The organism is Ruegeria sp. HKCCD7181, from assembly GCF_057221055.1.
The window spans coordinates 84,896-106,966 of record NZ_JBWVBC010000006.1 but is presented as its reverse complement, the minus strand read 5'-3'; the positions used below and the strand labels follow the sequence as shown (position 1 = coordinate 106,966).

The 22,071-nt window shown below is 56.5% G+C and carries 20 protein-coding genes and 1 tRNA gene; 12 read left to right on the top strand and 9 right to left on the bottom strand.

From position 1 onward, the window contains the following. The first annotated feature begins 198 nt into the window (after positions 1 to 198). From AC2TCY_RS13445 to AC2TCY_RS13435, 3 genes are all read left to right on the top strand, one after another. Positions 199 to 1,167, top strand: coding sequence for a TAXI family TRAP transporter solute-binding subunit (locus AC2TCY_RS13445; protein WP_480848001.1), 969 nt, complete (start codon positions 199 to 201; stop codon positions 1,165 to 1,167). Positions 1,168 to 1,265: 98 nt separating this feature from the next. Beyond that, positions 1,266 to 3,875, top strand: a complete 2,610-nt coding sequence (locus AC2TCY_RS13440) for a TRAP transporter permease (protein WP_480847999.1) — start codon at positions 1,266 to 1,268, stop codon at positions 3,873 to 3,875. Further along, complete coding sequence (locus AC2TCY_RS13435) at positions 3,872 to 4,303, top strand: universal stress protein (RefSeq protein WP_480847997.1); 432 nt, start codon at positions 3,872 to 3,874, stop codon at positions 4,301 to 4,303. The genes AC2TCY_RS13440 and AC2TCY_RS13435 overlap by 4 nt, the downstream gene beginning before the upstream one ends. A 208-nt stretch (positions 4,304 to 4,511) precedes the next feature. Here AC2TCY_RS13435 and AC2TCY_RS13430 read toward each other — a convergent pair whose 3' ends face one another. The 3 genes from AC2TCY_RS13430 to AC2TCY_RS13420 are packed head-to-tail and all read right to left on the bottom strand — an operon-like array spanning position 4,512 to position 8,591. Further along, positions 4,512 to 5,546, bottom strand: coding sequence for a lipocalin-like domain-containing protein (locus AC2TCY_RS13430; protein ID WP_480847995.1), 1,035 nt, complete (start codon positions 5,544 to 5,546; stop codon positions 4,512 to 4,514). After that, positions 5,536 to 7,947: an ABC transporter permease gene (locus tag AC2TCY_RS13425; RefSeq protein ID WP_480847993.1), complete on the bottom strand. Its 2,412-nt coding sequence runs from the start codon at positions 7,945 to 7,947 to the stop codon at positions 5,536 to 5,538. Before AC2TCY_RS13425 ends, AC2TCY_RS13430 begins: the two co-directional genes overlap by 11 nt. Further along, positions 7,944 to 8,591, bottom strand: a complete 648-nt coding sequence (locus AC2TCY_RS13420; RefSeq protein ID WP_480847991.1) for an ABC transporter ATP-binding protein — start codon at positions 8,589 to 8,591, stop codon at positions 7,944 to 7,946. The genes AC2TCY_RS13425 and AC2TCY_RS13420 overlap by 4 nt, the downstream gene beginning before the upstream one ends. A 173-nt stretch (positions 8,592 to 8,764) precedes the next feature. Between AC2TCY_RS13420 and AC2TCY_RS13415 the strand changes: the two genes are divergently transcribed. Beyond that, entirely contained in the window at positions 8,765 to 9,199 is a 435-nt protein-coding gene (locus AC2TCY_RS13415) for an ion channel (RefSeq protein ID WP_480847989.1), read from the top strand. Here the strand turns inward: AC2TCY_RS13415 and cls are convergent. From cls to AC2TCY_RS13400, 3 genes are all read right to left on the bottom strand, one after another. Continuing rightward, a complete protein-coding gene (gene cls, locus AC2TCY_RS13410; RefSeq protein ID WP_480847987.1) occupies positions 9,196 to 10,608 on the bottom strand; it encodes a cardiolipin synthase in 1,413 nt (470 codons plus the stop codon). The two genes, AC2TCY_RS13415 and cls, sit on opposite strands and share 4 nt — an antisense overlap. A gap of 23 nt (positions 10,609 to 10,631) precedes the next feature. Further along, positions 10,632 to 11,606 carry an HAD family hydrolase gene (locus AC2TCY_RS13405; RefSeq protein WP_480847986.1) on the bottom strand — a complete coding sequence of 325 codons (975 nt, stop codon included), beginning with the start codon at positions 11,604 to 11,606 and terminating at the stop codon, positions 10,632 to 10,634. 73 nt (positions 11,607 to 11,679) lie between these two features. Next, positions 11,680 to 13,212, bottom strand: a complete 1,533-nt coding sequence (locus tag AC2TCY_RS13400; protein ID WP_480848285.1) for an arylsulfatase — start codon at positions 13,210 to 13,212, stop codon at positions 11,680 to 11,682. Between the two features lie 301 nt (positions 13,213 to 13,513). Here AC2TCY_RS13400 and AC2TCY_RS13395 point away from each other — a divergent pair, with 301 nt between their 5' ends. Then, a complete protein-coding gene (locus AC2TCY_RS13395; RefSeq protein WP_480847985.1) occupies positions 13,514 to 14,164 on the top strand; it encodes a Crp/Fnr family transcriptional regulator in 651 nt (216 codons plus the stop codon). Positions 14,165 to 14,179: 15 nt separating this feature from the next. Here the strand turns inward: AC2TCY_RS13395 and AC2TCY_RS13390 are convergent, their stop codons facing one another. Beyond that, the gene (locus AC2TCY_RS13390) at positions 14,180 to 15,250 is read right to left on the bottom strand and encodes an AI-2E family transporter (protein ID WP_480847983.1); all 1,071 of its coding nucleotides are present in this window, start codon (positions 15,248 to 15,250) and stop codon (positions 14,180 to 14,182) included. A gap of 144 nt (positions 15,251 to 15,394) precedes the next feature. Here AC2TCY_RS13390 and AC2TCY_RS13385 point away from each other — a divergent pair, with 144 nt between their 5' ends. Beyond that, the gene (locus tag AC2TCY_RS13385) at positions 15,395 to 16,264 is read left to right on the top strand and encodes a YihY/virulence factor BrkB family protein (protein WP_480847981.1); all 870 of its coding nucleotides are present in this window, start codon (positions 15,395 to 15,397) and stop codon (positions 16,262 to 16,264) included. Positions 16,265 to 16,407: 143 nt separating this feature from the next. Then, complete coding sequence (locus AC2TCY_RS13380; protein WP_480847979.1) at positions 16,408 to 16,602, top strand: hypothetical protein; 195 nt, start codon at positions 16,408 to 16,410, stop codon at positions 16,600 to 16,602. Positions 16,603 to 16,605: 3 nt separating this feature from the next. On the opposite strand, the gene AC2TCY_RS13375 is transcribed toward AC2TCY_RS13380, so the two are convergent. Then, positions 16,606 to 17,322 carry an RlmE family RNA methyltransferase gene (locus AC2TCY_RS13375; RefSeq protein ID WP_480847977.1) on the bottom strand — a complete coding sequence of 239 codons (717 nt, stop codon included), beginning with the start codon at positions 17,320 to 17,322 and terminating at the stop codon, positions 16,606 to 16,608. Then, on the bottom strand, positions 17,322 to 18,434 hold the full coding sequence (locus tag AC2TCY_RS13370) for a Ppx/GppA phosphatase family protein (protein ID WP_480847975.1): 1,113 nt from the start codon (positions 18,432 to 18,434) through the stop codon (positions 17,322 to 17,324). The genes AC2TCY_RS13375 and AC2TCY_RS13370 overlap by 1 nt, the downstream gene beginning before the upstream one ends. 239 nt (positions 18,435 to 18,673) lie before the next feature. Here AC2TCY_RS13370 and AC2TCY_RS13365 point away from each other — a divergent pair, with 239 nt between their 5' ends. The 5 genes from AC2TCY_RS13365 (at position 18,674) to AC2TCY_RS13345 (ending at position 22,067) form a co-directional block, all read left to right on the top strand. Next, a complete protein-coding gene (locus AC2TCY_RS13365) occupies positions 18,674 to 18,970 on the top strand; it encodes a virulence factor (protein WP_480847974.1) in 297 nt (98 codons plus the stop codon). 26 nt (positions 18,971 to 18,996) lie between these two features. Then, positions 18,997 to 19,923, top strand: coding sequence for a methylenetetrahydrofolate reductase (locus AC2TCY_RS13360; RefSeq protein ID WP_480847972.1), 927 nt, complete (start codon positions 18,997 to 18,999; stop codon positions 19,921 to 19,923). 9 nt (positions 19,924 to 19,932) lie between these two features. Continuing rightward, the gene (locus AC2TCY_RS13355; RefSeq protein WP_480847970.1) at positions 19,933 to 20,994 is read left to right on the top strand and encodes a methyltetrahydrofolate cobalamin methyltransferase; all 1,062 of its coding nucleotides are present in this window, start codon (positions 19,933 to 19,935) and stop codon (positions 20,992 to 20,994) included. A 129-nt stretch (positions 20,995 to 21,123) separates the two neighbouring features. Further along, positions 21,124 to 21,948, top strand: a complete 825-nt coding sequence (locus AC2TCY_RS13350; protein ID WP_480847969.1) for a polyphosphate kinase 2 family protein — start codon at positions 21,124 to 21,126, stop codon at positions 21,946 to 21,948. Positions 21,949 to 21,993: 45 nt separating this feature from the next. Then, positions 21,994 to 22,067, top strand: a tRNA-Gly gene (locus tag AC2TCY_RS13345). Positions 22,068 to 22,071: the final 4 nt, after the last annotated feature.

Sequence of the window (22,071 nt, the reverse complement as noted above, 5' to 3'; positions counted from 1 at the left end):
GAAGCTTTGCGGAAATGATACTGGCTCTGGCCTTGACAAGCGTGATCTCGGAATGAAACCTCGAAATGGTTGGGAGACATTGGAAAATTCACATAGTTGCACCCGTTGCATGACGGGCTGAACTGGCTTATCGGCACGTTCCCCGGATATGGGGCATTCGCCTTTTTCCGCCCACAAAATAAAAATGGGAGTTCTTAAATGAAAAATAGCAGCAAGCTTAGCCTCGGCGCATTCGTGACCGCTGCAATGATGGCTCCGGCGGCTTATGCCGAAGAGTTCATCACCATCGGTACTGGCGGCGTCACCGGCGTTTATTATCCGACCGGCGGCGCGATCTGCCGTCTGGTGAACAAGGGCCGCAAGGAACATGGCGTTCGTTGTTCGGTCGAATCAACTGGTGGTTCGGTCTACAACATCAACACCATTCGCGAAGGCGAGCTGGAGTTCGGTGTGGCTCAGTCCGACTGGCAATACCACGCCTTCAACGGCAGCTCGAAATTCGAAGAGGCTGGCCCCTTCGAAAACCTGCGCGCTGTATTCTCGGTTCACCCCGAGCCGTTTACCGTTGTTGCACGTGCCGATTCCGGCATCACCAACTTCGAAGATCTGAAGGGAAAGCGCGTCAACATTGGTAACCCGGGCTCCGGTCAGCGCGGAACCATGGAAGTTCTACTTGGCGAAATGGGCTGGACCACCGGCGATTTCGAACTGGCGACCGAGTTGAAAGCAGCTGAACAGTCTGCCGCTCTGTGCGACAACCAGATTGACGCGATGGTCTACACCGTTGGTCACCCTTCGGGTTCGATCCAGGAAGCCACCACCGCTTGTGACTCGGTTCTGGTGAACGTAAGCGGCGATGCGGTTGACAAGCTGGTCAATGACAACTCGTTCTACCGGACCGCAACCATCCCAGGTGGCATGTACCGTGGTTCGGATGGCGACACCGCGACCTTCGGCGTTGGTGCTACTTTCGTGACCTCGGCGGATGTGTCTGAAGACGCGGTTTATGCGGTTGTCAGCTCGGTCTTCGAAAACTTCGATGACTTCAAAAAGCTGCACCCGGCATTTGCCAACCTCAAGCCCGAAGAAATGATTGCAGACGGCCTGTCGGCTCCGCTGCACCCGGGCGCCGAGAAGTACTACAAAGAAAAAGGCTGGATCCAGTAAGCCAGACCAAATGCAGGGTGCCTTCGGGCGCCCTGCACCAAACCCATTGAAACGGGTGTCATAAAAGGCCGAAAACGGCTGCGACGGGGAGACACTTCATGAGTTCCGACACACAATCCAATCGACCTCTATCTGAAGAAGAGCTGCAGGAGCTTGTAGCCTCGTCAGACGCGGGCGGGCGCAATCCAATTGGTAATGTCGGAATCTTTCTGGCCATAGTCGCGGCGATCTGGTCGATATTTCAGGTCGTGTTGGCGTCTCCGCTAGCGAATTATGTGCTGCCGGGCAGCGTTGTGAATAACGCGCGACAGTTTCACCTGGCTTTTGCGATGTTTCTGGCCTTTGCGGCCTATCCGGCGCTGAAATCCAGCCCACGCGATTATATCCCGATTCAGGATTGGTTGATGGGGATTCTGGGCGCGTTTGTAGCGCTTTACGGGTACTTCTTTTACAATAAGATCGTCGATGCAGGTGGTCTTGCGGATGACACCGACAAGTGGGTCGCTCTGGTCGGCCTGCTGTTGCTGTTTGAGGCCGCGCGTCGCGCGCTTGGCCCAGCGATGGCGATTATTGCCACGATCTTTCTGGCCTACGTGTTCTTCGGCTCGTCCGAATGGGTGCCGGAAGTTATCCGCTGGAAAGGCGCCAGCCTGAAAAAGGCGATGAGCCATATGTGGATCACGTCCGAGGGCGTGTTTGGCATAGCTTTGGGCGTATCAACTAAATTCGTGTTCCTGTTCGTCCTGTTCGGAGCGTTGCTCGATAAGGCCGGGGCAGGGAATTACTTCATCAAGATGGCGTTCGGCGCACTGGGTCACCTGCGCGGTGGTCCAGCCAAGGCCGCCGTTGTCGGTTCTGCCGCGACCGGTCTGATCTCGGGTTCGTCCATTGCAAACGTTGTAACCACCGGCACGTTCACCATTCCGCTGATGAAGCGGGTTGGGTTTTCCAGCGAGCAGGCGGGTTCGGTCGAGGTTGCCTCGTCGGTCAACGGTCAGATTATGCCGCCGGTTATGGGGGCTGCGGCCTTTCTGATGGTCGAGTATGTGGGTATTTCCTACGTTGAGGTTATTACCCACGCGTTCCTTCCTGCAGCAATCTCTTACATCGCGCTGGTCTACATCGTTCATCTTGAAGCGGTGAAGCGGAACATGCCCACATTGGGCGACCGCGATGTGCATTTGGCGCGGACCGTTGTAGGGATGTTGTCCTTCTTTCTGGTATTTGCAGGCCTCTGCTATGGTTCGCAGTACCCAGTTGAAGCGGTCACAAGCTGGGTGCCGTCTGCGGCAGGTCTGATCCTGAGCCTGATCGTTTGTGCTGTCTATGTGGGCCTGCTGTATCTCGCTGCGCAGGTGCCTGATCTTGAGCCTGATGATCCAAACGCCAAAGAGGTGACACTGCCGGTCATCGCAGATATCTACAAAGCGGGCCTGCATTACCTGTTGCCGATCATCGTTCTTGTTTACTTTCTGATGATTGAACAAAAATCGCCGGGGCTTTCGGCATTTTGGGCAACCGCGCTGCTGTTTGTAATCCTGCTGACACAAAAGCCGCTCAAGGCGTTGTTCCGGGGACAGAATAGTCTGAATGACAAATTCATCGACGGTGTCGCGGATCTTTGGCAGGGTTTGATTGATGGCGCGCGCAACATGATCGGTATCGCGCTTGCGACAGCCACGGCAGGCGTGATCGTGGGCACCGTGACCCTTACAGGTGTCGGACAGGTGATGGCCGATCTGGTTGAGTTCCTGTCGGGCGGCAACCTTATCCTTATGCTGGTGATGGTAGGTATCCTCAGCCTGATCCTGGGTATGGGCCTGCCGACCACGGCGAACTATATCGTTGTCAGCTCTCTGATGGCCGGGGTTGTAGTCGAACTTGGGGCACAAAGCGGATTGATTGTGCCGCTGATCGCCGTGCATCTGTTCGTCTTCTACTTTGGCATAATGGCGGATGTGACACCGCCGGTGGGTCTGGCCAGCTTTGCCGCCGCCGCTGTGTCGGGGGGTGATGCGATCAAGACTGGCTTTACCGCGTTCTTCTACAGCCTGCGGACCGTAGCTTTGCCGTTTGTCTTCATCTTCAATACCGATCTATTGCTGATCGATGTGACTTGGGTTGAAGGCATAATCGTTGCGATTTCGGCGACTATAGCCATCCTCGTCTTTACAGCCGGGACTATGGGTTATTTCATCACGCACAGCCGTATTTACGAGAGCGTTGCTCTGATCCTTGTGGCTTTTGCACTGTTTCGGCCCGATTACCTGATGGACCGTGTCTCACCGCCGTTTACTACGGTCGAGCCTGCGGCTTTCGAGGAGACAATCGGTCAAACTTCACCGGGGACTCAGGTCAGGCTTGTCATAGCAGGACCGGATTTCGATACATTGAAAATGGTGGATAAGACCGTCGTCGTTTCTGTCGGCGATGAAGAGGGCGGTGCTGCCCGTGTCGAAGCTATGGGCCTGCTGCTGATCCCTGAAGATGGGCTGGTCAAGCTAGAAGAGCCGGCGTTCGGTTCACCGGTCGCCGATGATCTGGACATCTTTGACTATTACGGGGATGAGGCCGTGCGCCTGACATCCGTCAGCCTTCCGGCAAGTCAGCCACCCAAACAGCTGATGTTTATTCCGGCGCTGATCCTGCTGGGTCTGATCGCCTTTCTGCAACGCGGCCGCGCCGCCAGACAAGAGGTGCCTGCATGACACGTTCTGTTTTATGCGCAGTAGACGCTGGAAAACCGGAATCAGACGCCGAGGTGTTGCGACAGGCAGCACGATTGGCTGATCTGGATGGTGCACAACTGGATGTGGTGACGGTGCTGCCGGATTTTGGCGAATCCTTTGTCGGCAGCTTCTTTGAGCCCGGACATCACGAGCATGCAGTTGAAAGCGCTCACAAGGCGCTGGAGAATTTAGGAAATTCTGTTCTGGGGGCCGAGCGCAACGCCAAAGTGCGCCATGTTGTGGCCACCGGTACAGCTTATCAGGAAATCCTGCACACAGCTGAGTCTGCTGGAAGCGATCTGATCGTTATTGGAGCGCATCGACCTGATCTAAAGGACTATCTTTTGGGTCCGAATGCTGCCCGAGTCGTTCGACACTCGACCGTTTCCGTCTACGTGGTCCGATAGTCTGCTTGCAGGAATCGTTTATTCAGCCGGCCAAACTTACACAGGCGTTCGAGTTTGGTCGTACATTTGCGCTGTTTCGCTGCTCCACCAATAGCAATGCGGATGGCTGGAGTTCGATCTTGCCAAGCGTCGACAGAGTTTTCTGTAAACGGAATCTACTAAACATCCTGGCCGCACAGCCGTCCATCAGGCGGGACTTCAGCTTACATCAATAGCCGGTCATTTCCAGATACCCGCGGCCCGAGTGGCTGCCCGAGACGCTTACCGGGCCTTCCCAGTATTCGAAACTTGTGCCCATCCATGCGTCAGGATTCAGGGCCATGACTTCGACATCCAACCCATGTTCAGGAAGGGTCACGTGCCATTTCACGGGAACTTCACGGCCTGCGACATCTGCCGTTTTCTGCGGTAGGAAAGTTGTCGAACCATCGGGCAGGGCGGCGCTTTGACTATCCGCATCGATCCAGGTGGCGGCGGTGAAGTCCCCGCGCGCTCCACGTAGGCGGAACGCCATCAGCTTGTTTCCGTCGTCAAGGCTGAGCGAGAACCAGTCCCAACCGCTCTGATCTGCGGCCAGGGGCTGTGATGACCACTCGCGGTCCAGCCAGCCTTTGCCGGTTACCGCCACTTCTCCGGTCGGCAGGCGCAGGACGCCTTCAACCGCGTAGGCGGGTTGTGAATAATAGTAGCTGGCCTGCCCATCTGCGGACTTTACGGAATAGCCTTGATCGCCATGAAAAACCAATGGCCCGGTGGCTTGCAGTGACAGGTCATACCCAAATTCTGCACCGCTGGCGGCCAATTCAAGCGTGTCGATCTCTTCCCCTCGCATGTGCCAATCGTCAATCCAGGCTTCGAAAGGAACGGCGGTAACCCCGGCCTGACCAATACCGCCGCGCGACAGTCGCTCGGCAAAGAAATGATCCTTGGGGGTGGTTACCGCGGCATGCCCCATCCACAATTGAGGGCTCTGCCAGCCCTCAGCCTCACCTGGTTTCAGGGCCGAACGGAACAGTGTCCACTGTATCCCATAATCCAGCCCGTCTTCGCCCCTCAGGTTTGCGGTCAGATACCACCATTCGATCTTGTAAGAGGGGTGCGGCCCATGATCCTGCGGAAATGTGAATTCGTAACCGGGTCGGGGAACATCAAAACCATCGGCCGTTCCACCCAGCCCGGCAAAACCTTGCGCCCAAGCGCCGAGCGGCAACCAGAGAAGTAGCAAGAGGATCTTAGCGTTCATTACCAAATACCCTCAGCAATTCCACAGGCGGCAGGCGCAGCAGTCGCCACGCAGGCAGGGCTGCAGCAATTGCTGCCGCCAGCAGCGTCAAGGCAAACAGACGAATCCAGTCTGCGGGAAAAAGAAACATGGGCAATCGCCAGCCGAAGGCCTGAACGTTGATTACAGCTAATAACACCCAGGCCAGCACCAACCCCAGTGGCAGTGCCAGACAGGCGGTCAGTGTCGCCAGCAGAATGCTACGCAACAGCTCCAGCCATGCGAGTTGAGCGCGCGTCAGGCCAAGAGCCCAAACCGGCGCAACCTGAGGCAGGCGCTGGGTCCAAAGGGTCAGCAGGCTGGTGAGGATCGCGAACCCGGCAACCCCCAGCGTCAGAACGTTCAACGCGGATGTGACCACGAATGTTTTGTCGAATATCGCCAGCGATTGCGCCTTCATCGCCCCCTGCGGGACGACTGCTCGGGTGGGCAGGTCGAACCGCTCACGCATGGTTTGCGCCAGATCGGCGGCGCGCTCAGGCGCCACACGAATACCAAAGCGCCGGGCCGAGGTTGATGGCGCGATAGCATCCAGTTGCGACATCGCAACGATGGCCTGGCCGGTTGGATTGCCATAGTCGGAATACACACCCGCGATCCTCAGGGTGTCGTTTGGCGTGAGGGCAAGAGTGTCGCCCGGCCACAGGTCAGCGCGACGCGCCAGTTGTTCGTTGATAAGAACAGCGCCGTGATCCATCACCATATCCCAGGCATCAGGACTGCGTGCGATCAAAGGCCAGTGCTGTCGATAGGTTTCGCTGTCGATGACTCCATACAGGAACAACGGTCCGGTTTCATGGGCCAGTTCGGTGCTGCGGATCGGAAGAACCGTATCGACCTGCGGTTTCAGCCAGTCCGCAATCCGGGCGGCCTGTTCGTCGTCAGTGGCTGTGACGTAGAGTTCAGAAGTCAGGCGCTGATCCAGCCAGCCGGTGAATGTCAGCCGGAAACTGGAAACCATTGTACTGACCCCAACATTTGCGGCCAGAGCCAGAAGCAAGGCCATCAGCGCCAGTGAAAGACCCGGGAGTTGCGCGCGCATGTCCGCCCAAACCCACTGGGCCAACGGTCCGCGGGCCCGCCGTGCCAAGGCGGCCAGCAGCCAGGACAGGATGACAGGCAACGTCAGGGCCGCACCAGTCAAAATGCAGGCCAGCATTGCAAACCCGGTGACCAGGTTTTCAACGCTTGCATACAGAACAAACCCTGCAATCAAAAGGGTGAAGCCAACGCCGCCTGCCACGCGCTGAGACATAGCACCCCTCCAAGCCAACAAGCCTGGTCCGGCAAGCAAGGGCATGTGCGACAGTTTCCAAAGGGCATGACCGCTGGCGACCAAAGTGCCCCCGACGGCCATCGTTAGGCCGGAAAGTACCCACAGTGGGCGCAAGGTAAGCTGGCCTTCAACCGGCGCGCCGTAAAGCCCACGCAAGGTTGCCGCCACATCGGGGATCAACGCGCCCGCAACTAGGTAACCCAGTACGAGCCCGAGTAGACCACCAGCAAAGGCGAGCAGGACAAGCTCGGACAGGATCAGCCAGACGAGGCGTCGCATCGGGACGCCCAGCGCTCGCAACGTACGGATCATCCCGCGTCGTTGGGCAAAGGCCAGGCCGACAGTGCCGTGGACAATGAACAGGCCAACGGCGAAAGACAGCAGACCAAAGGCAGACAGGTTCAGGTGAAAACTGTCAGTCAGCCGAGCGGTGTCGGTACGAGAGGAAGGGCTGGTACGTTCCAACTCGGGGGCAATCTGCGAAAGAGTTGGCAGATCCGCGGGCTGATCCGGGAGGATAACCAGACGCGAAATCAGATCGCGATGGTTTAGCAGGTTCTCGGCCACGCCGATATCGGTGAGGATGAGGTTCGGGGGCAGGGCGGTACTGGTGATGATTGGTGGATATCCCTCCAATCCGTCAAAGAACGTCTCCAGTTCGGAAGCCATCAGCAGGCGACCCGGGGATGTCAGAAAGTCTGAGGGGTCAGTAGGCGCTTCGCTTTGCTCGACTTGGGTAAAGGCGGGCAACGCGGGATAGCTGAGCATGTCCACACCCATCAGGCGGACTGAGCGTCCTTTCACCCGCAAGGTTCCTTCCAGCACGGTAGCCACTTGCCACCCCGCGCGGCGCAATGCGACGTAGCGGGACAATGGGATCATGCCGGACGGATCATGCAACTCGTCGAACTGACCAAGGGCAAGCTGGGCGCTGGCCTTTGCATAGCTGGCTCGGGCCTCGGCATTGATAGCTTGGACAGCAGACCACAATCCTGTCGCCAGTGCGATACCGGTTAGCAGGGTAGCAAGCTGCAACCGATGGGTGCGCCAATGGGACAGTAGAACCTGGAGGCACGCACCGGTCATGTGATGCGACCGCCAGCCAAATGCGCGCGCTGGTCCAGCCGTGCGGCGATGTCCGGTGAGTGAGTCACCAGTAACAGGGCTGTGCCCGTATCGGCGACCAGAGACAGCATGAGGTCCAGAACTACTGCGCTGGCGGTTTCGTCCAAATTTCCTGTTGGTTCATCCGCCAGTAAAAGTTTAGGCCGCGTTGCCATCGCGCGGCCAATCGCTACTCGTTGCTGCTGTCCACCTGACAATTGTTCAGGGTAACGATCCAATACATCGGAAAGGCCCAAATGATCAGCCAGGTGCGCGGTCCATTCTGGATCGTCGCGCCCAGCTAGGCGGGCATGGATCGAGAGGTTTTGGGCTGCTGTCAGCGAGGGGATCAGATTGAACTGCTGAAACACCAGCGACAAAGTCGTACGCCGCAATGCTGCCCGCCCTGCGTCGTCCAGAGATGAAAAACGCGCGCCGTCCAGCCTGATTTCGCCTGCATCGAACTCGTCCAATGCAGCGGCGAGATGCAGCAGAGTGCTCTTGCCGCTACCGCTCTCTCCAGTCAGGGCCAAGGTCTGGCCCGATGCAAGTGTCAGCGAGATGTCGTTGAGAACAGGGCGTCCACCGGGGTAGGATTTCCGAACATGTTCAATGGTAAGAAGCATTCTCAACCTCATCTGGTGCATGTCACAATGTGCAACCCGCGCTTGTTGTGTCCAGTGTTGAGAGCGGTCCGGTTCTATTCGCCGCAGCGCCACCCTTTGGGTCAGGGTTGTTCAATGCGCCGCAAAAGCTCATGCTGCCAAACAGCAAACTAAAAACACGAGGGGCACGCGCAATGACGTTGCCACAGCAAATACTGTGGGGCAGCCTTTATTTGGGGATCTGCTTTCTGATCGAAATCATGTTGCTGACGTGGTGTGTCCTGGTTGTTCGTCGCTTTCTGGAGAAATGGGATAGCAAGAGCGCGATCCTGGCCACGGCCGGCCCGATCACCATCGCGTTGTTGTTCATCATCTTCACGCATACTGTTCAGGTCTGGATCTGGGCTATCGTCTGGGTTTTTGGCGACGTGCTGCCGGATTGGAATACAGCTCTGTATTTCTCGCTAGTGACATTTACGACCCTCGGTTATGGCGACATCGTTCTGGACGAGGGTCTGCGTATCTTCGGTGCATTCGCCTCGGTCACCGGTCTGTTGGCCTTTGGCCTTTCAACGGCGTTTATGGTGGCGCTGATGACCCGCGTGTTTCAGGAAAGATTCCTGTCCTAGAGGATCGGGGCAAAGAGCCGTGCTATCGGAGCGCCAAACCGGATATGGCCGGGTTGTTGCGACAATGTTCGCGTCAGCTCGTAACTGGCCTCAAAGTCGGTTATCAGCATGTCCCGTGTCGACTTCGCGGCCCGAGCGTCAAAAAAGAGCGCCATCGCCTCGAAATTCAGCCGGAACGAGCGGTTGTCCAGATTGGTCGTTCCCACCGCTGCCAGCGTATCGTCAACCAGAATGACCTTTTGGTGCATGAAGCCGTCAGTGTAGCGAAAAATGCGCGCGCCGCATTCGCGGATTTCGTCGAAATAGGCAAAGGCGGCCAGCCAGGGCAGGCGATGGTCGATCACATCCGGGACTAGAATGCGCACATCGACGCCCCTTAGTGCGGCGTGTTGCAGCGCCGTCATGATGTCGATGTCGGGCACGAAATAAGGTGAGGCGATCCACAGGCGTTCTTTAGCCTCGGCGATGGCGGCAAAGAACATCATAGCGCCGGTTTCGGTGTCGTCTCCGGGGCCCGTTGCGACAAGCAGGGCGTTCATGTCCTGATCGGACTCGCTTCCGGCCCAGTCCAGCTGGTCGATCAGGTCTTCGTTGCGGGCCCAATGCCAGTCCTCGATAAAAATCAGCTGCAACTGACGAACGATGTGACCGGTCATTTTCAGGTGGGTATCGCGCCAGCGTCCGAACCGGGGATCCTGACCCAGATACTCAACCCCGATATTGTGGCCGCCGATGAACCCGGTCTCGCCATCTATGATCACGGTCTTGCGGTGATTGCGATAGTTGAGCTGAAAGCGAAAATTCGGCCCTCGCTGTTCTCGAGGGTCAGCTACATCTATTCCCGCGTTGCGGAGCGTTTCCAAGTAAGTGGATGGCAGCCCATAGCTGCCGACGGCATCGGTCATGAACCGCACATGAACGCCGCGGTGGGCGGCACTGATGAGTTTTTCCTGTAATTCCTGTCCCAAGGCATCATCTCGGACGATATAGAACTGGATCAGGATATAGTTTTTCGCGGTATCGATAGCGTCAAAGATAGACTGAAACGTCGCCTCGCCGTCGATTAGCAGCTCGGCCCCGTTGCCTCGGGAAACTGGCAGGTGGGCGAGCGCTTCGAATGGACGCGGGTTGATCCGCAATGTGTCCGGGTCGGGTTTCGAGAAGTCCGCGAAGGACTTGATGCCCTCGACCACGCGTTCGCTTTCCTTTCGTGCGATGCGGTAACCTCGAAACCGGTGGTGGCCCAGAAACAGGTAAAATGGCACTGCCAAAAAAGGTGACGTCAGCAGAAATACAACCCAGCCAACGGCCCCCTGAGGTGTCCTTGCTGTCTGTGCCGCGCGTACGGCAAAAACGACCGCAAAACAATAAAGTGCGAACAGGATTAGAGAGACAAGCAAAGTCCACATCAGAGCGTTGTAATCCGAATGGTTCAGTTCGCGCCAGTGTAGATGCGTGACCAGTCATTAGCCATATCAACGATGACCCACCCCATATCGGGACCTTTGTCGAGGCCGTCGACCAATTGCCCGATATGGCTTTCACGATCATAGGCCCATTCTCGTTCGGCATCCGTATGATGGACCAGTACTCCCAATCGAGGCCCGTCGCCGGCAGTCGTCCATTCCAGCATGGCAAAGTCGCCGTCCGAGTTTCCACCGGCCAGGATAGGTCGGCGACCTATGGTCCGTTCGATGTTGATCGGTTTGCCTTCCTTATCGTCAATAAATGCGATACCCGGCATCTTGGAAATCACGGGGTTGTCGCCTGAAGTGTCATAAGTGGTTTCGCCATAAGTGCCCAACACCTGTTCGGGCGGGATGCCGTAAGCCTCCTGGGCAAAGACACGCATGAAATGCAGCCCTCCACCCGACACGATGTAGGTCTTGAACCCTTCGTCACGAAGATAGCGCAGCAGTTCAACCATCGGCTGATAGGTCATCTGGTTATAAGGCAGGTCTGTGTCGGTGTGCCGTGCGTTTTCCAGCCATTCTGCGACAGCGTCCTGAAACTCGGTCACGCTAACACCTGAGTGCGAGGCGTTTACGACCTCAATCAGGGCGTCATGACCGCCTTTCAGGATAGGTTCGAGGTCTCCTTCCGCCGCAGCCTTCAGAATAGGAGAGGACAGGATCGCCGGATCTTGCTCGGCAAGTTCGGCCAGACGGTCCATGGCAAAGATGAACTGAAAATAGACCGGCTGTTCGGCCCAAAGTGTCCCGTCATTGTCGAAGACTGCGATACGTTCTGACGGCGTAACGTAGTCAGGATTCTCGGGATCTGTCACAGAGGTGACAAAGGATACAATCTGTTTCTTCGTCTCCGTGTCGGTCCAGCTTGGCAGTGGATCGGCAAATGCAATCAACGGAAGGGCGGCGAATAAGACTGAAAGAGATCGAATTTTCACGAGAAACCTCCTGATCAAATTGTCAGGGGCCGCTTGGCCAGCGGCCCCTGAACTGTCTTCAATATCTGACGCATCAGTTGGATGCAGGCGTCGTCAGTTTTTCCATAACCTGATTCAGGTTGAAACTGGCGGCTTTCTGGCGCGGCGGGTATTCTTGGAATGTCGCCAGGAAACTACCCACATACTGCTGTGCCGGAACCAGGAAATAGGCCCGGTCGAGCAGCCAGTCATAGTACGTGTTGGAAGTCCTGTACGCGCGCTCATACGGATCGCGGCGCAGGTTGATGATCAGCGGAACCCGAAGCTCGGTCCACGGTTCAATCCACGCACGCAGGGTCGCCCAGGCTTTCTGCTCCAGGAAGATCAGCTTCCAGTCATCAAAGCGCAATGCAGTCAGATCGCCGTCATCTGAGAAATAGAAAATCTCACGGCGCGGGCTATCCATTGTTTCACCGGTGAGCATAGGCAGGATGTTATACCCGTCCAGATGCACCCTGTAATCGCGCCCCATTGCCGGTGAGCTGTAACCCTCCTTCAGCTTCTCCTTGATGTCCGGATCTCCGGCCACGGCCAAAAAGGTCGGCAACCAATCCATGTGATGCACGATCTGATTGCTGACCGATCCTGCCTCGATCTGGCCGGGCCAACGCACCATCGAAGGCACACGCCATCCACCTTCCCAATTGGTGTTCTTTTCACCCCAGAACGGCGTCGCGGCGGCATCTGGCCAGGTGTTGTAGTGCGGTCCGTTATCCGTTGAGTAGTGCACGATCGTGTTGTCGGCGATACCAAGTTCGTCCAACAGATCGAGCAGCTGACCCACATGCATGTCATGTTCGATCATGCCGGCTGTGTATTCATCCGCTACACCACCGACGATTTCGTTTGCCTGCGCGCGCATCTCGTCTTTGACATGAGTGCGGAAGTGCATGCGGGTACCGTTCCACCAGACGTAGAATGGCTTACCTTGCTCATTCGCACGCTTGATGAAATCAATCGCGCCAGCGACAGTTTCCTCGTCAACTGTTTCCATTCGTTTCCTGGTCAGAGGACCCGTGTCCTGAATCTCGCCATCGGCACTGGATTTGATCACACCACGCGGCCCAAAGGACTCTCGGAAGGTGCGGCCATCCGACATTACGGCATCGCCCGGATAGTCTTCGTTTTCGGGCTCTTCTTCGGCGTTCAGGTGGTACAGATTCCCGAAAAATTCGTCAAAACCATGGTTTGTGGGCAGATGTTCATCTTTGTCGCCAAGGTGGTTCTTGCCAAATTGACCCGTCACATAGCCGTGGTCTTTCAGTAGGCCCGCAATGGTCGGATCCTCAACCTGCATGCCAAGATCCGCTCCGGGCAGGCCAACCTTGGACAATCCTGTCCGGAATACCGATTGGCCCATAATGTAAGAAGACCGCCCGGCGGTGCAGGATTGCTCACCGTAATAGTCAGTGAAAATCATTCCCTCGTTGGCAACCCGGTCGATATTGGGCGTTTGGTACCCCATCAAACCCATCGTGTAGGCTGAAATGTTTGATTGGCCGATATCATCGCCCCATATGACAAGGATATTGGGTTTTTGGTCTTGGGCCCAGGCAGGCAAGGCCATTGCAACCGCGATCGACGCCACGGCTGCCTGACGCATTCTCGTGCGCCAGTTTTTTAGGAACTGAGAGGAAGGTAACATGTGTTGCTCCTGAACTTATGGACCTGCAAAGTCCGACGAATAAATCAGCGTACGGGACTGGAAACAATTTCAATGCCCGCCATTAAGCTAAAGATTTCCCGCAGAAATTCAGTTTGCGCGGGAGTCGTGTAGCGATAACGTATGACAGTGCAGCAGTTCGAAATTTATCACATGATGAAGTTGAAAAATACAGATGTTAAAAAATTTGAGTAACGGGAAATCATTGAGGGAGTCTGGTTGGTTCGCGGCCCGGTCGCCGACATTTCAGGATGCGCTTTTGTCCTGCGCCGTCACCAAGAATTACGATCCGGATGAGGTTTTGTACCTTCAGGGTGATCCTGCAGATGGCATTCACGGGGTACTGCAGGGTGCAGTGAAAATCACTACGCCTGCTGATGATGGTCAGGAGTTTACAGTGCACCAGGAAGGCGCCGGATTCTGGGTCGGAGATCTGGCACTTTTCGCGTCGACACGCAGATTGATCAGCGTTGTGGCAACTCAGCCCACAGAAACCCTGTTTTTCCCAAGCTCGCGACTGGAGCGTCTGGTGAAAGACAACCCCGAATATCTCAGAGATTTTTACTCCCTCTCTTATGAAAACATGCAGAAAGCTCTGCGGATCATCGCCAATCTTGGGACAACCGGAAATATGAAGCGGCTGATCCTGCGCCTGTTGCATTTGGAAGAAGTCGCCACCGACCCGGACGGTTGGATTCATATTTCACAAGAAGAACTGGCCGCCATGATTGCCGTTTCTGCTCCTACACTGCATCGATCCTTGCAAAACCTGATCAAGCAAGAACTGGTCGAAGGTGGTTATGGCCGGTTGCGATTGAAGGACAGGAGTGCCCTGATCTCACTTTGTCAGAGCTGAACGGCGCGCGTCGCTTTAGGCGTCGTCCTCTGCTAACCGGCCGTCCAGTGACATGAGTATCGCGACAGGTCGCAAAGCCGGGATATGGCTGAAGATAATCAGAATGCAGACTGTCAGTGGGACGCTAAGAAAAGCTCCGATTAACCCCCATATTGTTGTCCAGAAGGTCAGAGCCAATATGACCAGAAATGTCGACATGTTCAGGGATCGTCCCAGCATAGCTGGGTCCAGAAAATTACCGATCAAGAACTGAAGGGTGCCGCAGCCCAGTACGATCACCAGAAACGGTCCGATGCTTTCGAATTGAACCAGCGCGATCATGGCCGGAAACACCACCGCGATGATCGAGCCAATCGACGGAATGAAGTTCAACGCAAAGGTCAGGACTGCCCAGGTCTCGGCGTATTCCAATCCCAGAACGCGGAACACGGTGTAGCTGATGGTCGCGGTGATCAGGCTGATGAAGGTTTTAACACCCACATACCGTTGCAGGCTGTAGGAAATCGCATCCAGAACCGATGCCAGATCGGCGCCGAGCTGAGGGTTTCCTGCTGCAAGCTGTATTTTTTTCCGAAATGCCAGCCGCTCTGCCATCAGGAAGGCCACATATAGGCTGATCAGAAAGAACTGATTGAGCAGTGAAGTCGCACTGCCAAGCAGCAGTCGCGCGACAAAGGACATGTCGATGCTGACCAGATTGTCGCGGATGAAGCTGGTGACGTCATTGCCCACCAGCCCGGTGATGCGATTGACGGCGGTGTCGAATTGGTTCTCGTATGTGTTAATCGAGCGGGCAAACTGCGTGGCCTGACTGCCGAGCACGTACATAATCATGAACAAGCCGGCCAGAACGACTGTGACACCGGCGATATTGGCCAGCCAGACCGGTGCCCGTGTCACCGCTCGAACCCGGTCGGCAAGCGCGATGATCAGAACATTGATCAGCAGCGCCATGGTCAAAGGGATCAGAAACTTGGAACCTGCGTACAGCGCCAGCACGACCAAAGTGGCCACAATGGCTATGTCCCGGACGACCGTCAAAGTCAGACGGGGGCGGGCAAGGTCGTTTTGGCTTTCAGAGGTCATGTGGTGGCCTTATCGCGTTTGTCGCGTGATCCTGCACAGGCTGACGGGTTTATGCAATCCGGTCAGTCGGTTATCGGCAAGAATTCAGCACCGGGGCGGGATTGTCTTGTTCAGCCCGGTTCCAACGTGGTTTAGGGTCCGATTATGACCCATGTATCGATTCCTTCATCAGGCCAATTTCTGCGCGCCCTTTGGCTGGCTGTGCGCAGGTTCAACAACAAAAACGGCTTCGTCATGAGTAGCCATGTGGCAATGTCCCTGATGATGGCGTTGTTCCCCTTCGTTCTGTTCACAGTTGCACTGGCTGGTGCGCTGTCGCAAGGCTATGTCACCGATGAGCTGATTGAACTGATTTTTGGTGCCTGGCCAAAGGATGTGGCTGATCCGATCGTTTCGGAACTGCGAGCCGTTCTGGACGGGGCAGGGACCGGAGTGATCACTCTGGGTGGTCTGTTGGCGATCTATTTTTCGTCCAACGGAGTTGCTGCCGTTCGCCAAGCCATGACGCAAGCCTACCACGATCAGGACAGCTGGCCATTCTGGAAGACACGTCTGTTGTGTTTCGCATTGGTCATTGCCGGCGGTGCTGCAATTTTGGCCATTGCGGCGGTCGAGGTCGTGTTGCCTGTTTATACCCGCTTGGTTACGGAAAAGACGGATGTGGATGTGGGGGAGTGGTTGTCAGTTGACCGTTTGCGTTGGACCTTTACCGTGGCGGTACCGACGGGGATGGTTCTTCTGGCACATTTGATCCTTCCGACGCGGCGGCACAGGTTTACACAGATTCTGCCGGGTGTCGTTCTGACCCTTGCGCTATGGGCTGCAGGTGGTTGGGGGTTCTCGATCTATATTGCACAGTTTGCCAGATACAGCGCGACATATGCGGGTCTCGCTGGCGCTATGGCCGCCCTTATCTTTCTTTATCTGTGTTCAGCAATGTTGATCCTAGGGGCCGAATATAACGGGGCATTGATCGACTTACAGAATGCGCAGAAAGGCAAGGAATCGGAGTGATAGCCTAGTGACCGCGTTGAGTTGACAGCAATTTAAACACTCATCTGAGGTGCCGAAACGGCACTGTACAGGCAGATTTGTGCCACGTTCCCGGCAGAATTGATCGTTAGGGACAGTAGGGTAACGATGTCCTCAGGTGTTCTATGTCGAAACGTTTTCCTACAAAAATACCGCCACTGGCAGGGTCACGCAAAACAACTCTGGATGACCGTATCGCTGAACTGCGTGCCAAGAAAACCGTCTATGTCAGTCACGGTGACGCCTTGCTTTTGCAAGGAATAGCGACCGCATCACTACGGGAACAGCGCATCATCGACGGCAAATTCGATTTGGACTAAGGCTCAGCCTCTGAACCCGGTGGCGACGACAAACTTTTCTGAACTGTCCGACCGGGACGCCGGTGGTTTCACATTGGCCACTTTCTGGAATTTTTGCTTCAGTAGCTTTTGCAAGTCGCCCTCTGCACCTCCTGCCAGTACCTTGGCGACAAACGTGCCGCCTTCTTCCAGCACATCAAACGCAAAATAAGCCGCCGTTTCGCACAAAGCCATGATGCGCAAGTGATCTGTCTGCTTGTGCCCCGATGACGATGCGGCCATATCCGACATCACTACATCCGCTTTGCCGCCCAGCCATTCCTTGACTTGCTCGTCGGCGCCATCATCCATGAAATCGAGCTGGTAGATCTCGACCCCGGCGATGGGTTCGACTTCTTGCAGGTCGATGCCCAGAACGGTGCCGACCTTTTTGTCCGTCCGCTCGCCCAGTGCATTCACCCGCTTCACAGCAACCTGGCACCACCCGCCGGGGGCACAGCCCAAATCTACGACGCGGGCGCCCGGAACGAGGAAGCGGAATTTTTCATCCAGTTCCAGAATCTTGAACGCCGCCCGTCCGCGGTACCCTTCGGTTTGGGCGCGTTTCACGTAGGGGTCATTCAACTGCCTTTGCAGCCAACGGGTCGAGCTGAGCTTGCGCCCGCGCGCGGTTTTAACCTGAACCTTCAGGTCGCGCTGTCCGCGACCCGAGGTGTTTTTACCAGTTGGTGTCTTCGCCATCAGAACGGTCCGTCTTCCAATACGCCATCCGCGCTCATCTGTGCATAAAGCAGACCTTCGCGCAGCCCCCGGTCCGCCACGGAAAGGCGGTCGGTGGGCCAGCAACGTAACAGAGCCTGCAATATGGCCGAGCCGGACATGATAAGAGCCTGCCTGTCGTCACCAATACGGGGATCACGACGCCGACCCTGAGGGCCGAGTTCTAGATAGCCACGTATGACTTTGTCAATCTGATCGCTGGTCATGCGCAATCCATCGACCTTGGTCCGGTCATAGCGTTTCAAGCCTAGGTGCGAGGCGGCGACAGTGGTCACCGTGCCGCTTGTGCCGACGATCTGAAATCCTTCGCGTGCCTGTTCGTCCTTGTAGGGGGCGAAATCGGCAAGGTTTTCCTCGAAAAACCAACTCATCAAGGCGAACCGGGCCGAGTCATCCTCCACATCGTGAAACTGGTCACGCAGTGTGGCCACCCCCAGGGGTACGCTGATCCAGTCTACAACTTTAGCCGCTGGAAACGGGCTTTCTGCAGGGTGGAACCCGTTGTGCAGTCGCATGATCGCCGCAGGCCGGTCACGGCGAGGAAGAGATGAAATGTCGATCCACACCAACTCGGTCGAGCCGCCACCAATATCGACGACCAGCAATTGTTCGGTCTTGGTCGAAACCAGTGGCGCGCATGAGATGACGGCCAGGCGTGCTTCTTCCTCGGGCTGGATGATCTCAAGGGTCAAACCGGTTTCGCGCTTTACCTGCCGGATGAACTCGCGCGAGTTCTTGGCCCGCCGACAGGCTTCGGTCGCAATCAGCCGCATCCGCCTGACTTTGTTACGCTTCAGTTTTTGCTGGCAGATTCGCAGGGCCTGCACGGTGCGCGCCATCGACGCCCGCGACAATCGTCCGGTGCGTTCCAGTCCGGCGCCCAGCTGCACGGACTTGGAAAAACTGTCTACCACATGGAACCCGCTGCCCTTGGGCTGGGCTATCAACATGCGGCAGCTATTAGTCCCCAGATCCAGCGCCGCATATAACGCATCTGGATCGGGTCTTGCCGGCGCGGGGCTTTCGACCGCCTTCGGGAACGCGCCCGCACCTTTGGGACGCTTGGGCGCCATCTTAACGCCCTCCGATTTTCGAGTTACCCCGACCATAGGTCGCGCACTGCGATCACGCAAGACGCTCATTATCGTCATGAAGATTTTGATGTCGGGAACTCGGAAAACTTCCGATACAAGCCCGGTATCCCATAGTGGGCAAAAACGTCGCTGGAAAAGCGTCGGGTGTCGAAAATCGACCGGCCCGAGCCCACATTGAAGTTTAGAACCAGCCCATCGGGTTAGGAGGAATCACAAAGATGCCTGACGTCACTATTGTATACTGGCGCGACATTCCCGCTCAGGTCATCGTCGGCAAAGGCCGGCGTGGCGCCAAGCGGCAGTTGGAGGAACGGTTCGAGCAAGCGATCGACCGTGCTGCCATGAAGGTGAATGCAAAGGACAGTGATGCCTATCTGGCCGAATGGCGCAAAGCCGAGCCTTTTGTAGTTGAGGGCGACCCGTCCGAGGTTGCCGAGGCAGAAGCCGTGCGTCTGGAAACGGAATACGATCAGGACCGCATCAAGACTCTGATCGCCAATGACGGTTGGGCGTGAGCCCAAAATCTTTATGGGAGGCCACGATGGCTTTGCTGAACTTCAAGAAACGTGATGCGGCCGAAAAGGCCCCGGTGAACCCGACCGTCGAAGCCTTTTTGCAAGGCTATTCGATCGAGGTGATGCCGCGGACCGCCGAAAAGGTCGAGGACTTCCGTGCGCTGCTGCCCGAAGGCACCCGCGTCTACATCGCCCATATCGAGGGCACTCCGATCGAGGATATGGTCAAAACGGCCAAGCGGATCACTGATGAAGGTTATCCGGTCATGCCGCACTTCCCGGCGCGCATCATCAAGGACGCGGCCACGCTGGAAAACTGGATTTCCATGTATCAAGGCGAAGCAGGTGTCGATCAGGCGCTGCTGCTGGCCGGTGGTGTTGCCAACCCGCATGGTGATTTCGACAGCTCGATGCAGCTGTTGGAAACCGGCCTGTTTGATAAGGCGGGCTTCAAGCGCCTGCATGTTGCGGGCCACCCCGAGGGCAACAAGGACATCGATCCGGACGGCTCGACCAAGAACGTGGATGACGCGTTGCGCTGGAAACAGAAGTTTAGCGAAACCACCGATGCCGAAATGGCGCTGGCAACGCAGTTCGCATTTGATGCAAAGCCGATCATCGAATGGGCCGACAGCCTGAAAGCTGCGGGCATCGACATTCCGGTTCACATCGGTATCGCAGGTCCGGCAAAGCTGCAGACGCTGATCAAGTTTGCTATCGCATGTGGCGTCGGCCCGTCGCTGAAGGTATTGCAGAAGCGCGCAATGGATGTGTCCAAGCTGCTGCTGCCGTATGAGCCGAACGATGTGATCACCGAACTGGCCAACCACAAGGCGGCCAACCCGGATTTCAACATCACCAACGTGCACTTCTTCCCGCTTGGCGGCATTAAGACCAACGCCAATTGGGCCATCAATAACGGCGGCGCTTCGGCAAAGCCTGTAAACTCCTAAGGATCGGACATGACCCGTACAGTCGTCGAATCAAAAACAAAAACCGCCGTCCTTGGCTTTGACGAACCGTTCTGCGTGATCGGTGAGCGGATTAACCCGACAGGCCGCAAGAAGCTGGCCGCCGAGCTTGAGGCCGGTGATTTCTCGACCGTCGAGAAAGATGCGCTGGCGCAGGTTGCTGCAGGTGCGACCGTTCTGGATATCAACGCAGGTGTTGTTTACAACTCGAACCCCAACCCGAACGAGACCGAGCCGCCGCTGATGACCAAGATCGTCGAGATGGTTCAGGGGCTGGTCGACGTGCCGCTGTGCATCGACTCGTCGGTTCCGGGCGCGCTTGAGGCAGGACTTGAAACGGCCGAGGGTCGCCCGCTGCTGAACTCGGTCACGGGCGAAGAAGATCGTCTGGAACTGGTGCTGCCGCTGGTCAAAAAGTACAATGTGCCGGTCGTTGCAATTTCGAACGATGACACCGGTATTTCCGAAGATCCCGACGTGCGTTTCGAGGTCGCCAAGAAGATCGTTGAACGGGCGGCTGATTTCGGAATCCCTGCGCATGATATCGTGGTTGACCCGTTGGTCATGCCGATCGGTGCGATGGCAACGGCCGGTCAGCAGGTCTTTGCGCTGGTCCGTCGCTTGCGCGAAGAACTGGGCGTGAACACCACCTGTGGCGCATCGAACGTGTCCTTCGGTCTGCCGAACCGCCACGGGATCAACAACGCTTTCCTGCCGATGGCGATGGGCGCCGGCATGACGTCGGCGATCATGAACCCGGTGGCGCTGCCGGTGGGGCCCAAGAAACTGGCTGAGAAAAAGGCCGAGGTTGAAGCAAAAGGCATCATCCTGCCTGCGGACATGGATGATGAAACCTTCTGTCAGCTGTTCGGTTTGGGCTCGACCCTTCCGCGCGCAGGCAAAGAGATGGAGGCCATCCGCGCTGCCAACCTGCTGACCAACAACGACCCGCATGGTGGTGAGTGGATCAGATTCAACAAAGCGCCGGGCGAAGCAGGCGCAGCCGGTGCTGCTGGTAGCCGTCGCGGTGGTGGCCGTCGCCGTCGCGCCTGATCTGCCTTAAGTTGGAGGTTCCAAAGGCCGGGTGTTAGCCCGGCCTTTTTCATTTTTGACACGGATCATTGTCACCGAAAATTAGAGTCATAAGACTGGGCCCATGAAATTTCCAAAACAGGTGTGCCCATGATTCATCATCCTCCAAAACTGTCGGATGCCGATTTGTCCAAACGGCTTGGGAAGGGGGAGTATCTCGACCGGCTGGTGGGCTTGCAAGCGCAGTTGGCGCTTATCCAGCAGGCTTTTCTTTTCCACGGACTCAAGGGAGTCATTGTGTTTGAAGGCTGGGACGCGGCCGGCAAAGGGGGCACGATCCGTCGCGTCAGCCAGGCGTTGGATCCGCGTAGTTTCAAAGTCTGGCCCATTGGAGCACCGCGCAATTACTACCTCAACCGCCACTATTTGCTGCGGTTTTGGGAACGTTTGCCGCCCGAAGGCGCGATTTCGGCATTCGACCGAAGTTGGTACGGTCGTGTAATGGTCGAACGGACTGAACAGTTCACCCCGGAAGAGCGATGGCGCGCTGCCTATCGAGAAATCAATGATTTTGAACGGATGCTAGTGGATGACGGGACACGCATCGTAAAACTGTTCTTCCATATCTCGCCGGAAGAACAGATGGCTCGGTTTACTGAACGCCTGCACAATCCGATGAAGCGCTGGAAACTCACCTATGAAGACTTCCGTAATCGCGAGAAATGGCAAGAGACTGAGGTCGCGGTGGATGAGATGCTGGCTCGAACGTCAACCGAAGTTGCACCCTGGCATGTCATTCCGGCCAACAACAAGAAATACGCCCGTATCAAAGCGATAACGGCCATTGTTGACGCGTTTTCGGACGGGGTTGATCTGAATCCGCAGCATCTGGACCACAAAACACTTGATGCGGCGGGTCGCATGCTGGAGGTGGATCAGGACCTGATCGAAAGTTTGCGTGCCCGAACGGATTGAACTGGCTTGAACCCGATCTTGGGGCAAGGTATCCAGTCAGAAGCGGCGGGTATGATGTAATGGTAGCCTGTCAGCTTCCCAAGCTGAACGCGCGGGTTCGATTCCCGCTACCCGCTCCATTTC